The sequence below is a fragment of the Roseibium polysiphoniae genome (genome assembly GCF_014842925.1).
In the GTDB taxonomy this organism is placed as follows: Bacteria; Pseudomonadota; Alphaproteobacteria; order Rhizobiales; family Stappiaceae; genus Roseibium; species Roseibium polysiphoniae.
In genome coordinates, this window is sequence record NZ_JACYXJ010000006.1 from 362,021 (window position 1) to 376,063 (window position 14,043).

Annotated in this window: 13 protein-coding genes; 6 read left to right on the forward strand and 7 right to left on the reverse strand. The window is 56.2% G+C overall.

The genetic code is table 11. From position 1 onward, the window contains the following. Positions 1 to 22: 22 nt before the first annotated feature. Positions 23 to 664 (reverse strand): DNA-3-methyladenine glycosylase I, encoded by a 642-nt coding sequence (locus IG617_RS17435; RefSeq protein ID WP_192110507.1) that lies wholly within the window; start codon positions 662 to 664, stop codon positions 23 to 25. Positions 665 to 793: 129 nt separating this feature from the next. Then, positions 794 to 1,513 (reverse strand): protein phosphatase CheZ, encoded by a 720-nt coding sequence (locus tag IG617_RS17440; protein ID WP_209008571.1) that lies wholly within the window; start codon positions 1,511 to 1,513, stop codon positions 794 to 796. 269 nt (positions 1,514 to 1,782) lie between these two features. Between IG617_RS17440 and IG617_RS17445 the strand changes: the two genes are divergently transcribed. Together IG617_RS17445 and IG617_RS17450 are read left to right on the forward strand one after the other, a co-directional pair. Then, complete coding sequence (locus IG617_RS17445; RefSeq protein ID WP_192110509.1) at positions 1,783 to 2,496, forward strand: DUF2927 domain-containing protein; 714 nt, start codon at positions 1,783 to 1,785, stop codon at positions 2,494 to 2,496. Between the two features lie 244 nt (positions 2,497 to 2,740). Then, the gene (locus tag IG617_RS17450) at positions 2,741 to 3,481 is read left to right on the forward strand and encodes a L,D-transpeptidase (RefSeq protein ID WP_254170601.1); all 741 of its coding nucleotides are present in this window, start codon (positions 2,741 to 2,743) and stop codon (positions 3,479 to 3,481) included. A 48-nt stretch (positions 3,482 to 3,529) separates the two neighbouring features. On the opposite strand, the gene IG617_RS17455 is transcribed toward IG617_RS17450, so the two are convergent. The 4 genes from IG617_RS17455 to IG617_RS17470 all read right to left on the reverse strand — a co-directional run bounded on the left by IG617_RS17455 (position 3,530) and on the right by IG617_RS17470 (position 8,337). After that, positions 3,530 to 4,210, reverse strand: coding sequence for a hypothetical protein (locus tag IG617_RS17455; protein ID WP_192110510.1), 681 nt, complete (start codon positions 4,208 to 4,210; stop codon positions 3,530 to 3,532). A gap of 70 nt (positions 4,211 to 4,280) precedes the next feature. Continuing rightward, positions 4,281 to 5,615, reverse strand: a complete 1,335-nt coding sequence (gene glcF, locus IG617_RS17460) for a glycolate oxidase subunit GlcF (RefSeq protein WP_192110511.1) — start codon at positions 5,613 to 5,615, stop codon at positions 4,281 to 4,283. A gap of 26 nt (positions 5,616 to 5,641) precedes the next feature. Continuing rightward, on the reverse strand, positions 5,642 to 6,832 hold the full coding sequence (gene glcE / locus IG617_RS17465; RefSeq protein ID WP_192110512.1) for a glycolate oxidase subunit GlcE: 1,191 nt from the start codon (positions 6,830 to 6,832) through the stop codon (positions 5,642 to 5,644). Positions 6,833 to 6,840: 8 nt separating this feature from the next. Then, positions 6,841 to 8,337: an FAD-linked oxidase C-terminal domain-containing protein gene (locus tag IG617_RS17470; protein WP_192110513.1), complete on the reverse strand. Its 1,497-nt coding sequence runs from the start codon at positions 8,335 to 8,337 to the stop codon at positions 6,841 to 6,843. Positions 8,338 to 8,499: 162 nt separating this feature from the next. Between IG617_RS17470 and IG617_RS17475 the strand changes: the two genes are divergently transcribed. Next, positions 8,500 to 9,447 (forward strand): LysR family transcriptional regulator, encoded by a 948-nt coding sequence (locus IG617_RS17475; RefSeq protein WP_192110514.1) that lies wholly within the window; start codon positions 8,500 to 8,502, stop codon positions 9,445 to 9,447. Positions 9,448 to 9,612: 165 nt separating this feature from the next. Further along, positions 9,613 to 9,993, forward strand: coding sequence for a c-type cytochrome (locus IG617_RS17480; protein ID WP_192110515.1), 381 nt, complete (start codon positions 9,613 to 9,615; stop codon positions 9,991 to 9,993). Positions 9,994 to 10,179: 186 nt separating this feature from the next. Here IG617_RS17480 and IG617_RS17485 read toward each other — a convergent pair whose 3' ends face one another. Beyond that, positions 10,180 to 11,535: a DUF3422 family protein gene (locus IG617_RS17485; protein ID WP_192110516.1), complete on the reverse strand. Its 1,356-nt coding sequence runs from the start codon at positions 11,533 to 11,535 to the stop codon at positions 10,180 to 10,182. A 719-nt stretch (positions 11,536 to 12,254) separates the two neighbouring features. Between IG617_RS17485 and IG617_RS17490 the strand changes: the two genes are divergently transcribed. After that, entirely contained in the window at positions 12,255 to 13,358 is a 1,104-nt protein-coding gene (locus IG617_RS17490; protein ID WP_192110517.1) for a TRAP transporter substrate-binding protein, read from the forward strand. A gap of 79 nt (positions 13,359 to 13,437) precedes the next feature. After that, the gene (locus IG617_RS17495; RefSeq protein WP_192110518.1) at positions 13,438 to 14,022 is read left to right on the forward strand and encodes a TRAP transporter small permease subunit; all 585 of its coding nucleotides are present in this window, start codon (positions 13,438 to 13,440) and stop codon (positions 14,020 to 14,022) included. Positions 14,023 to 14,043: the final 21 nt, after the last annotated feature.

Below are 14,043 nucleotides of genomic sequence, written 5' to 3' on the forward strand. Positions count from 1 at the left end.
TCGCACCGGGTCTCGAAAACTGTCACTTGGGACGAGGGAAAACCGCGCGCGCCTGTTCCACCGGCGCGCGTCGGCAGCAGCCTTCGAGGTGATCGTTGACCATTCCCATCGACTGCATGAAAGCATAGATGGTTGTCGGACCTACAAAGCTCCACCCGCGTTTCTTGAGATCCTTGGACATTGCAACGCTTTCGGGCGAAGTTGTGAACGTCCTTGCCACAGCATAATCAAGATGTTCCGGGCGGGTATCAGCCGCAGCTTCATAGCGCCACACGTAGGCTGCCAGGGACCCAAATTCGGACCGCAGCTCCAAGGCTCTCTTAGCGTTGTTGATGACGGATTCAATTTTCTTGCGGTGTCGGACGATGCCCTTGTCGAGAAGACAGCGTTCAACATCTTCTTCGGTGAAGTCCGCCACCCTCTCGAAATCGAAACCGGCAAATGCCGCGCGAAATGACTCTCGTTTGCGCAGGATCGTTAGCCAGGACAAGCCCGCTTGAAAGCCCTCGAGACAGATTTTCTCGAACAACCTGATATCGCCGCCGACCGGCTGGCCCCATTCCTCGTCATGATAGCGGCGATAATCCTCCAGGCCGCCATGCCACGAACAGCGATATAATCCGTCATCGCCCTGAATAAGGCCCATTTCATCATCGCTTGCCATTGGAAGGCTTACCCGCATTTATTCATGATTTGTTCTTATTGCAGATGATCCAGTGTCCAACAAGAAATAAAAAAACCCGGCACTCTGGCCGGGTTCTTGTGGCTTTCCTGGAAGCAATCTGAAGATCGATCAGGCAAACAGTGCGTCGATATCGTCCTGAGAGGCAACATCCATATCTGTGTCCAGGGAAGGCCCGTTGAGCAGGGCTGCGTCACCTTCGGCCAGCTGCTGTTGAACAGCTTCGATTTCCTGAAAGCTCTCGATGCCGCCCCAGATGTCCATCATCTGGATGATGCGGTCTTCGATGAAGCGAAGCGTACCGACAACCTTGGTGATGCGCTGCCCCGTCAAATCCTGGAAGTTACAGGCTTCAAAGATATGAACGACCCGTTCCTGAATGTCGTTGGCAAGATCAGAGTCCTGTCCATCCAAACGTGCAGACAGTGTATTGGCCGTCTCATCGATGAATTCGGCCGCGGAAAGAATGCTATCCGTCGCGCCTTCTGTGCCCGACACAACGGCGTCGAGCTCATTGGTGACGCGCGTCATGTCCTCACCTTCGGCACCGGTCGTCTGGTGAAGGGTGGCGATTTCTTTCTTGGTCTGCGCGATCGCCTCATACATCGCGTCAATTTCAGTCTTGAGCTTTGCAGCTTCCGAGAGTTCCTTGCGGAATTCACTCATCATCTTCTGGCTCATAGCCTCAGCGTCCAGCGCCGGTTCCTGAGATGCTGCCGGGACACCTTTGGCCAGAAGAGCCTTCATCGCGCCGATCTCCGCCATAACCTCCTGGTGGCGGCGCTCTTCCGTCAAGACCGGGTCGTTGCTGGAATCAGCGTGCACACGCATCAAGCTTTCCGCCCGAAAGGATCTTTTCACCGCGGCCATACGTTTTCGTCCTCTTCCCGTCAACTCAGTCTAGGCTGCTCTGCTAAACACCAGATATAGCCAGCGATGTTTAAAGAATTGTTTTCCCGCCGATATTTATTTTCAAACGGCTAAGTCCATTGATCCCCTAGGAAAATTCTTGTTCCTAAAGCGCTGACCATTGTCTATGCTTACAATCCCTGTCGCAGGGCATTCGCAACAAGATTTAGTCTCGCTGGCATAAATATTCGATGCATTGTATCCGCGCTCTTTTCGTTTTTTGTGTGCTTTGGGCCGGCTCTGCGATCTCTTGCAAGGCTCAACCCTTCTCGACGGAGGAATTGCTTTCAGGGTTCGAAAAAACCGTTTTCGGCCTCGAATACCGTTCCTGGAGCTGGCGTCCCTATCTGGTGAAAAAATTCACGGTCCCCGTGCGTTTCTATGTTCACAACCTTGCGCGCAAGAATCGAACGCCCGTTGTGCATCGTTTCCTGAAGGGGCTGAACCGGAAGATCAGGGGGCTGGAAAGCACCTTGGCCTCCACTCCCGAAACATCCAACTTTCAGATCTTCGTCGTTGACCGGAGACAGTATTCCGACGTCGTCCGCAAGAGCATCTATCGGGACGAGAGCGCCGAAGTCCCCGGACGCTGTCTGGTGCGTGTCGTTTCGGGGCGGCGTGGCATCAAGCGTTCCGCCGCCGTGATCGTATCCGACGAAGGCGAGTTTCTGTTTCAAAGATGCCTGGTTGAAGAAGTTCTTCAAGGACTGGGGCCCATGAACGACGACCAATCCCTGTCTCACTCCGTCTTTAACGATACGTCACGACACAGCCGCTTTACGGTCTTCGATCAGATCATATTGAACATGCTTTATGATCCTAGGATCAAGCCGGGCATGTCTTCCAAACAGATTGAAACCCTTCTGCCCATTGTGGCACGGGATGCTAAGCTGGCGGTCTATTAACCAATTCTTCGTCAAAAACACTGTCTTTTCAGAAGCGGAAAGTCAGTCGGGTACGCCCCCCAAGAGCCAGTAACCTTTGGCAAACCATGTTCACCAAGCCTTTGCTAACCATGTGATAAATTTCACAATATGGTTACGTTCTGATTCACCAAAATCTTGCTTCTAGGCTCTAGCCTCTTCGTGATTGTTTCCAAGTCCGCAGCTCTTGATGCGGGCTTACAGATGAAATGTTGCGAGTACATCCATGAAGCACTTTGGTCATATGGCGAAAGCCGTCGCCGCCGTTGGGGTTTTTTGCTCTCTGACATTCGGCCCCACTGAGGGAACAGCAGCTGGACGGGCGGCACCTCCGCCCCTTGTCCTGAGCCCAAATCTGACTGAGCCCTGGATTCTACAGCTCAAACCCAATCGCGCCACGACAGCTCGCAGGGCTCCCGAGGTCAAGCAGCGACGCAGGGGCTGGCTCCGCCCTCAGACCGTTGCACGGCGCCAGGCTGCGCCTCAGCCTCAAAGGCAGACACGCACGCCACAGCGCCAAGTCTCTTCGCAATTCTTGCCAACCATCGTGGATTATTCAGGACCGCATAAGGCCGGCACGATCGTGATCGACACGAATGAGCGCTACCTCTACCTTGTCCAGCGCGACGGGACTGCACGGCGCTACGGTGTCGGTGTTGGTAAGCCGGGCTTTGAATGGGCAGGGTCTCACAAAGTGACCCGGAAGGCTCAATGGCCGGATTGGCGGCCGCCTGCAGAAATGCGAAAGCGTCGCCCTGACCTGCCCAAGTTCATGGAAGGCGGACCAAACAATCCGCTTGGCGCAAGGGCGCTTTACCTTGGCTCAACGCTCTACCGCATTCATGGCTCAAACCAGCCCTGGACCATCGGTCATGCGGTTTCTTCTGGCTGCATCCGAATGCGCAATGAGGATGTGACCGACCTCTATAAGCGGGTCGGTGTGGGCACGACAGTCCATGTGATCTAACGAAATAGTCACTTCTAAAACGCCTCGGTCCTGCCGGGGCGTTTTGATTCAGACCGCGAAGGGCTCGATGTTCTTTCGGCCAAGATAGCTTCGAAAAAGACTGCGCCACTGAGACTTGTCGCCGGTCCATTCGCTTTCGTCGGCTTCAAGGATGGTCAACTCGGGTAGGTCCACGCCACCGTGCCGATCTGGATGACTTACGATCAAATACTCGCAGGGTCTACCGAGAAATCGATCAACCGCGCGCTGGAGGCGCTCCAGTTCGTCCCGGCGGAAATTCAGATCCGCGATCATTGTATCGCGTGCCACCTCATCCAGATTGTTCTGGCTGTTTGAGATGACAAAGACCACTCGAGCCCGATCAGCGAGCCTTTGGAACTTTTCTCTCAGATAGCTGAAGCGCGACAGATCTTCTGCAAAGTGGGCGTCGATGTCGGCGTCCATACCTTCCTCTCGGAAGTGATGCAGAAATCGCAAGCCATAGGGCTGCCAGGTCGGATGGCCGGGGCCTGCCGCGATATCCTGGCGACGAAAGATCGGAAAGCCGTCTTCAAATAACTGCGCCAAGCCCGCAATCGGTGAGATCAGGCCATCGAAAAAATGCCGTTCGGGGACAAAGTGCTCGCCCAGCGCTTCGCTCAGAATTTCGATGCTGGTTCGAATCTGGCGTGCGCTTTGGCAAGAAACACCAAGGCTTACGATTGCGGTGCGTTCACTTCCTGCGGACATGTCAAAGGGTCAGCCGAATTTGTCATATTGCTGCTGGCAGCCTGGAATGGAATTGCCCTTGAGAGCTCGTTCATTCTGCCGCGGTTGAGACAACATGGTCTTCCAGTCCTTCGGGCATTGGGCCGCCGTAGACCCAGTCAAGCAGTTCCGCCGTATGTATCACGGGGATCTGAGTTCCGTTTCCGATCTGCGTCATGCAGCCAATGTTGCCCGTCGCGATTAGATCCGGCTTGGTCTTCTCGATGTTCGCGACCTTCCGATCTCTCAATTTCCCCGCGATTTCAGGCTGAAGTATGTTGTAGGTGCCCGCCGATCCGCAACACAAATGCCCCTCTGGCACGTCTTTGACCTCAAAGCCAGCCGCCTTCAACAGCTCTTTCGGCTGACGGGTAATTTTCTGCCCGTGTTGCATGGAACAAGCCGAGTGATAGGCAGCGCGCAATCCCGGAGTAAGCGCCGGCTCGCCGAGATCCACTTCTGTGAGATATTCGGTGATGTCCTTTGCCAAGTTGGAAACGCGTTCGGCCTTGGCAGCGTAGAGCGGATCCTCACGCAACATGAAGCCGTAGTCCTTGATGGTGGTACCGCAGCCAGAGGCCGTGATCACGATCGCGTCCAACCCCTCCCCTTCAAGCTCCTGCGTCCAGGCATCGACATTGCGGCGCGCATTCTCAAGTGCCGCCTCCTCCTTGCCCATATGATGGACCAACGCTCCACAACAGCCCTCGCCTTTCGGCAAGACAATCTCATGGCCCGAGCGCTGTAGAAGCCGAATTGTCGCATCATTGATCGACGGCTTGAGAACAGGCTGGGCGCAGCCACTCAACAAAGCGACGCGCCCTTTTCTTTCCGATTGCCCGGAGGTGAAAACGGCCGGCCCTTCCATCGTTGACCTGATCGGCGCCTTTGGCGGAGCAAGGTCGAGCATTGCACCAAGCTTTGCCAGCGGCCCTCCAGCCTTCTTTAGAACGCCCGCCATGGGCCGCCCAAAGAACGCACCGAAAAGGGCGAGACGGAACCTCCCCGGATACGGCAATACAAAGGCCAGGAGTTCGCGCAGCACCCGATCGGCGAAGGGACGCTTGTAGGTATTTTCGATGTGCGCGCGAGCGTGGTCGACCAGATGCATGTAGTTCACACCTGAAGGGCAGGTGGTCATGCACGAGAGACAGGAAAGACAACGGTCGACATGTTTGACCACTTTCTCATCGGCCGGGCGATTGTTCTCCAACATGTCCTTGATCAGGTAGATGCGACCACGCGGACTGTCGAGTTCATCTCCCAGCAGCGTGAACGTCGGGCATGTCGCCGTGCAGAAGCCGCAGTGCACGCATTTGCGCAAAATCTTCTCGGACTCAGCGACGGCCGGGTCGGCAAGTTGGGCAAGTGAAAAATTTGTCTGCATGGTCGATCACATCTGTTTAACCGGGCTCAAACGCCAACGATCATCCGTCCTGGATTCAAGATCCCTTTCGGGTCGAACTGCTGCTTCAGGCGTTTGGCAAGGGCTGCGAGCGGCGTGGCCTGGGGCTGGAACACCGAAACGGTGCTGCGAAGCGAAGCATCCGCGCGCACCAAGGTCGCGTGACCTCCCCCGCAGTCCGCAACCGCCTGCCGGATTTCGCCATCCCAGAGCGCTCCATCCAGGCTTTTCAGCCAGACGAGCCCACCACTCCAGTCATAATATGCGTCCAGCGGAAAGGTCTCCCTGAGAGCTGCGACCAGTTTGGCGCCGGCTGTCGGTGCGACCGACAAACGCCAGACCGGCTCTGTGCCGCTTGCGACGGGCTTGCAATCCCTGATGTCCTTCCAGAGAATTGTTGTCTCTTCATGCCCCACATCGGCGGCCTTACCGAAACCTGAAAGCGTTTTCCCGAGACTCTCGAGACGGTAGTTGACTGAACTCTCGAACCCTTCAAGGCGAAGCAACGTGCGTGGCCGTTCCCCATCGAGCCCGCCCGGCAAATGTGCGGCCGCGGAGACTTCCGCAGAAGAGCCCATTGCCATGCACATGGCCTCAACCGCGTTTTGATCATCGAGCCCTTCGATGACGAAAGTAGCGCTTGTTTCCGCCGCCGGATTGACCTTGAGAGTGACAGTTGTTGCCACCGCCAGAGTTCCCCAGGACCCGCAAAGCGCGCGTGGGAGATCGTAGCCAGTGACGTTTTTCACGACCTTGCCGCCAGAATTGAACACCTCACCGCGCCCGGATACGGCTTCCATACCCAGGATATGATCACGGGCCGCCCCGGCCTTGATCCTGCGTGGCCCGGAGAGGTTTGCAGCCAACACGCCGCCGACCGTGCCTTGGCCGGCAGGCCGGCCGAGCAGTGGTCCATAATCCATTGGCTCGAAAGAAAATTCCTGACCGCGGCTTGCGACCAGTTGTTCGACGTCCGCGATCGGCGTACCTGCCTTGACGGTCAGCACGAGCTCTTCAGGCTCATAGGCGACAACGCCGGAAAGACCCGACAGGTCGAGGACATGCGCCGTCTGCACCGGTCGCCCGAGGGCCTCTTTGGAACGGCTTCCTACAATTTCCAACGGCCGTTCTTCCGCCGCAGCCCATTGAATGGCGTCGCAGGTTTCGCGTGTGTCACGCGGTTTGAGTGTCGCTTCCATGAGATATCCTAAAAGCGCGGAATGTCAGGGAAAGGCAGCTTTCCCTTGTGCACATGCATCTTGCCCAGCTCGGCGCAACGGTGGAGAACCGGAAAGACCTTGCCAGGGTTAAGAAGGTGCTTGTCATCGAAGGCGCATTTGACGCGCTGCTGCTGCTTCAGATCTTCCTCCGAGAACATGTCCGGCATCAGATCACGCTTTTCGATGCCGACCCCATGCTCACCTGTCAGCACGCCGCCAACCTCGACACACAGGCGAAGGATATCGGCCCCAAAAGCCTCTGCAGCTGCAAGTTCGCCCGGTTTGTTGGCATCGTAGAGGATCAGCGGATGCAGGTTGCCGTCCCCGGCATGAAAGACGTTCGCGACGCCCAGGCCGTGCTTTTCACCCAGCTCACGCATGCGAGCCAAGACCTTTGGCAGTTCCTTGCGCGGGATCGTGCCGTCCATGCATAGATAGTCTGGAGAAATGCGACCAACGGCAGGAAATGCAGCCTTGCGCCCGGCCCAGAACGTCATCCGCTCTTCTTCACTGGTGGAAATTCGAAGATGCCCCGCCTTGTTGGCCTTGGCGATCTGCTCCACACGATCGATCAGATAGTCCACTTCCGCCTCCGGACCATCCAACTCGACGATAAGTAGTGCCTCGACATCCAGAGGATAGCCCGCATTGACGAAGGCCTCAGCGGCATGGATCGCCGGCTTGTCCATCATCTCCATGCCACCTGGAATGATCCCGGCCGCAATGATGTCAGCGACGCAGCGACCACCATCCTCGCTGGTCGGAAACCCAATCAGCAGCGCCCGCGCTGTCTCAGGTTTTTGCAGGATCCGAACAGTGACTTCGGTCACCACGCCAAGCAAACCTTCGGAACCGGTCATGAGACCGAGAAGGTCGTAGCCTTCGCTGTCCAGATGTTTGCCGCCGAGCCGGATCACCTCGCCGGTGATCAGCACCATCTCGATGCCGAGCACGTTGTTCGTTGTCAGGCCATACTTGAGGCAGTGAACGCCGCCTGAATTTTCCGCAATATTGCCGCCAATCGAACATGCGATCTGAGAAGACGGATCAGGCGCGTAATAGAAGCCTTCGTGTTCGACGGCGCGGGTAATGCCCAGGTTGGTAACGCCGGGCTGTACCACGACAGCGCGGTTGTCAAAGTCGATGTCGAGCACCTGGTTGAATTTCATCATCGACATCAGGACGCCGTCTGCCAAAGGCAATGCACCGCCCGACAGAGAGGTGCCTGCGCCCCTGGGGACGACCTTTACGTCGTTGTCATGGCAGTAGCGCAAGACCTTGGCCACCTGTTCGACGGTTTCCGGCAGCACCACAATCAGAGGCATTTGACGATACGCGGTCAGCGCATCCGTCTCATACGGCCGCATTTCCGTCTCATCATGGATCACTCCCTCGCCGGGAACGATCGCCTGAAGTGCCTTTACGATCTCGGCTCTTTTGGCCATCACGGCGCTGTCGGGCGCCGGCATTGCGATCGCGGTCATGGCCTCTCCCTTTCCATTTCCGAACAAATATGATCCATTGTTGCCCTGAGGGCGCAAATCATTATCGCTGCGGTTGTCTAGCTCCTCAGACCCCATTTTGGCAAATAAGCCAGCACAGCGATACGTCAAAGCAGCACTAGAACGTTTTCCAGGCGGTTGAAAATGAGCAATCTTACAGACATGGAAATCTTTGCCAGAGTTGTAAGCGCCGGCAGCATGTCTGCCGCGGGACGGGAAATGGGTCTCTCGCCAGCGGTTGTTTCAAAACGCATCAGACGCCTCGAGGACAAGCTCGGAACACGGCTGCTTCAGCGCACGACCCGCCAGATCGCAATGACCGAGTCGGGCCAGGGGTTTTATGAGCGCGTCATCGCGATCCTGGCATCAGTGGAAGAGGCAGAAGCTTTTGTCGCCCGCGGTTCGGCCCAGGCGAGAGGGACCTTGAAGGTCGCCGCACCAACGTCCTTCGGACGCATGCACATCGCGCCGTACCTCGGCAAGTTCCTGGATGCCAATCCGGACCTTTCGGTCAATCTCGATCTCGAGGACAGCTTCGTCGATATTGTCGGCGACGGCTATGATCTGGCGATCAGGATTGCCGAACTTTCCGATTCTAGTCTGGTTGCAAGGCGACTGGCTCCCATCCACCGGATTCTGTGCGCGTCTCCGGACTACCTGGCCCGCCACGGCGAGCCCAGTTCCATAGAAGATCTTGTCGAAAATCATATTTGCCTGGCGGCAGCCAATCAGGACCCCTGGAGACTGATGGGGCCAAACGGACCCGAGAACGTTCGAACACTTGCACCGGTGCGCACGAACTCGTCCGAGGTCGTGCGCGAATGCTTGATTGCCGGCGTCGGAGTTGCCCTGCGATCCACTTGGGACATCGGTCCCGAACTTCGGGAAGGCAAACTGAAGATTATCCTGCCGACCTATCGCGCTTCAAAGGATGTTGGCCTCCACGCGGTCTATCCAAGCCGGCGCTTTCTACCCGCCAAGGTTCGGGTGTTTATCGATTTCCTCGCTCAGCTCTATGGCCATGCGCCCTACTGGGACGAAGGTCTCGACGATTGGCTGACGCTGCCGGAGAGCACTCGCGCGGAAGCCTGAATGTAGATCAATCCAGCTCTTTTACGCTTCAAATCTGCACCTGCGACATACCCGCCCAGGATGGGGAATTATGAAGTTTGCCGGACTGTCACGGGTTGTTTCTCAAAACCAAGTCCTATTTTTTGTAGCGAGCGCAACCGCGCTGACTGACTGAGGGAGAAACATATGAAGCGGATCGTAATGATCGCAGGAGCCGCGCTCCTTGCCCTTAGCGCGCAAGCGCATGCAGAGGGCGATGCAGCCGCCGGTGAGAAAGTCTTCAAAAAGTGCAAGGCCTGCCACGCCGTTGGCGAAGGCGCGAAAAACAAAGTCGGACCCGAGCTCAACGCGATTGTCGGACGCCCGATCGCATCGATTGAAGGTTTCAAATATTCCAAATCGATGATCGAATTTGGCGCAGACGGCAAAGTCTGGGACGAAGAAACTCTGGTCGCTTATCTTACCAAGCCCAAGGCTGTGGTGCCGAAAACGAAGATGGCTTTCGCCGGTCTGCGCAAGGAAAAAGACCGCGACAACATTCTTGCCTATCTGAAGCAATTCCAGTGAGGAATTCGGGTTAGGCCCTCAACGGAAGTGAGGCCGAGCAAACGCCCGGCCTTTTTTGTCGGCGATGCTGCCAAGTCGGTGCTACCTGTAGGATCTGATCCAGGGAGGGTTGTCTGCCCACGGTTTCGGACACACGCCACCAGCGCCCCTTCATCGCCAAATGACCCTCGTGAGCCCGTTCTGTGCCTAGTCCGGATTGTCCTCACTCTTTTCTGCGTGATGTGCCCGGATTTTACGCACGGTCCACCATATGGTCAGGACAACAACCGGCACAGCCAGTCCGATTGTAACTGCAGGCGCGGGAACCGGAAGCCCGAGGTCTTTCGCCCCTTTGGCGAGATAAGACAACAACCCAACCACATAATAGCTCACCGCTGCGACGGACAGGCCTTCGACTGTCTGTTGAAGCCGAAGCTGCAGGCGCGCGCGCCGATTCATCGATTCCAGAAGCGACCTGTTCTGCTGTTCCAGATCCACATCAACGCGGGTCCGCAGCAGTGTGGTCGCGCGCGCAAGTTTGCGGGAGAGCGTCGCCTGCCGCTCTTCTATCGCCTGACAGGTGCGCATGGCGGGCGCCAGACGTCGGCCCAAGAATGCAGACATGCTGAGATCACCGACGACAGGCTCCTCGCCCAGCGCCTTCAGGCGGGCGACGACAATGTCGTAATAGGCGCGGCCTGCCCCGAAGCGATAACTGCTGGAGGCTGCTCCAGCTTCAAGCGAGGCAGCCAGACGAGAGAGTTGCTCGAGAAGGCCCTTGTTGGCCTCCAGATCCGCACTTGCCTGCATGCGATGGCTCAGGTCGACGAGATCGGTCTCAATCGCCGAGATTTCAGGCTGCAACTTGTTCGCCTCAAACAATCCGAGCAAGGCAAACGTCCGATAGGTTTCAATTTCAAGCAGTCGCTGAACGACCGCGCCGCACTGAACCTCGTTCATACTCTCGTTCAGGACCAGAAAGCGTGTCAGCCCATTTCCGTCGGGACGAAAATCCGTGGCTGCCAGCGCCGCTCTGCCTTCAACGTTAAAAACGGTCAGACTCGCAGGATCGTAGTGGCGCCTCCAATTCTCGTCGGGAGTTGCCTCAAGCAAGTCGAGGCGCGTTGCCACCAACACAAGGCCCGGCGCCCGAAAGGCCGAACCAAACGGATTATTTGCGGGTAACGGCGCGAAGGAACCTTCGGAGGTCGCCGGACCATCCCAGGTGTAGGTCGTAAACTCTGTATGACGCTCCCAGCTCAATGCACCGCCGGCAAATGGCAAAACATGATAGCGCGCGTCCGGGGCAGGTCCCGCCGCACCTTGGCTGGCGCAGAAATCCGAAAACCAGCTCCTGTCGCGATTTGCTTCTTCCGCACTCGTCGCAAAGGCGTAGTGCAACACGACCCTTGGCGAGCACACGGGCCGAAACGGACGTGCGTGGACTTCCCCAAGGACCGACTCTCTCAACGGATGGGTTGGAAAAGAAGGCGCGCGCTCTAACGGCGCTGGAGCGCTCCGGTCACTCGGGGCGTCCTGATCTTCATTCTTGTCTTTTGCCATGCCGCTGTGCTCCCACGCTCACAAACTGCCAGAAAGCTCATTCCCAAATTGGCCAGTAGCCACCGAGTGAAACATGTTCTTCATCACCTAGGCGATCCAGCAAGGAAGAAAATCGCGACAGCCGCCGATATTATTATCGCACTGTAGAAACTGATAGCCCGGCGGCGAAACAATGGCTCACAGACAACAACATTATTATTCGATTTAAAGCATCCAAACGGCCTCTATTGCCATGCAGCAATTTGTCACCCTTCGAGATCAACGCCGACATAAAATTTCAACAATCAAAATTGCCTGATCAAGTTGACCAACTGGTCTAGAACTATCGTGATACTCAGGCGCCCTAAAACCTCGCATCCAGCAAAGCACTTCGAGACAAAGCTTATTCGTTTCCTGCTTCTTCAGAACCGGAAACAAGCCTGTCAACAAAGGCTCGTACAATCACCCGAAGCTGAAAGACACACCAGCAAGATTGCACCATCAAAAACTCAAATATTAGTATTTTGCATCGCAATATTTACACACCAAACACACCTCAATTAGTCAAAATTAGAATAATTCCACAATCTAGATATCAACCACCCATGCATCCCGGACGCTCAATCTTTAAATTGATTTAGAAAACGATCACTCTTGTTCTTCCAATGAGTTGATGATTACCTTTCACTGTTTAGGACCGATGGCAGATAAATCATTCGGCGTAAACGGGAGGAAAAATCATGACTGATAATTTAAACCGGAGACGGTTTCTAAAAGGCAGCGCGCTCGCTGCGACCGCTACAGCAGGCACCCTGGCTGCTCCCGCAGTAGCGCGCGCCGAGCCGACCGTTCTGAAAGTGCAAGCTGCCTGGGGCGGCGGCATCTTTCTTGAAAATGCCCAATCCTATGTTGACCGCGTCCACGCCATGGCCGGGAACGACCTGAAGATCGATCTTCTTGCCGTCAACTCGGTGGTCAAAACCAGCCAGATGCAGGATGCTGTGCACCGCGGTGTTCTCGACGGTGCCCACTACGTTTCCGCATACTGGTACTCCAAATCGAAAGCCGCTTCGCTGTTCGGTACGGGACCATGCTTTGGATGGTCTTCCCAGGAAATGCTTGGCTGGGTTCATTACGGCGGCGGTCAACAACTTTTCGACGAGCTGATGGCCTCGCTCGGCCTCAACGTCGTCTCCTTCTTCAACAGTCCGATGCCCGCACAGCCACTTGGCTGGTTCAATGAAGAGATCAAAGACGCGTCTCAGATGAATGGCCTGAAGTACCGGACCGTTGGTCTGGCGGCCGATGTTCTTCTGGAAATGGGAATGTCCGTGGTTCAGCTGCCCGGTGGCGAAATTCAGCCGGCAATGAAGTCGGGACTGATCGATGCGGCCGAGTTCAACAACCCGACCTCGGATCGTGATTTTGGTATGCAGGACGTGTCCAAGCACTACCATCTTGCATCCTTCCATCAGAGCCAGGAATGCTTTGAGATCACCTTCAACAAGAAGAAGTACGAGAGCCTTCCAACTGAGCTTCAGGCCATCTTGAAATACGCTTCAGAGGCTGAAAACTCCAACTTCTACTGGCACAACACCAAGCGCTATGCGGAAGATCTGAACAAGCTGCAAAATGAGCAGGGCGTGAATGTCTACCGGACGCCTGACTCGGTGATGGCGGAGCAGCTCAAGGCCTGGGACATCGTGATCGATCGCATTTCCGGCGAAGACGAGTTCTTCGCGCAGGTTGTCGCGTCTCAGAAGGCCTATGCGAAGGATGTGATGAACTATCTCAACCTCAATCAGCCCGATTACAAGCTGGCGTACAACCACTACTTCGGCTGACGCAATCGCGTTTTGAGCGAATTGCCGCGGGGACCCTTGGGCCCCTGCGCTTTCCCTTCTGCAATCGTCAGAGGCTGACGTGATAAAACTGATTTACGCTATCGAAGGCTTGAGTGTGTGGGTTGGCCGCGCTTTCGGCTGGTGCATACTGATCCTTACCCTTTCCGTTTCCTATGAGGTGTTCGTCCGCTACGTGCTGAACGCCCCCACCGTCTGGGCCTTTGACATGATGGTCCAGATGTATGGCGCCCTGCTGCTCATGGCAGGCCCCTACGCCTTGGCCCAGGACTCTCACGTTCGGGGTGATGTCGTTTATCGGCTGTTTCCGGTACGCTGGCAGGCACGCATCGATTTCGTGCTCTATATCCTGTTTTTCTTCCCCGGCATGCTCGCGTTGTTTTGGTACGGCGCGGAGATCGCGGCGGACAGCTGGCGCTACAAGGAAGTCAGCTGGAACAGCCCGGCTCGCATCCAGATCTACTTCTTCAAGACCCTCATTCCGATCGCAGGCTTCCTGCTCATGCTTCAGGGCTTTTCCGAGATGCTCCGCTGCTGGCGCGCGATGAAGACCGGCGTCTGGATGCCGCGACTGGATGATGTGAAGGAAACCGAGGACATCCTCGCAGAGGCCCCCTTTACGGCAAAACCGGGTTCCGGCGCCTAGCCGGACAGGATTCCCTTTGAC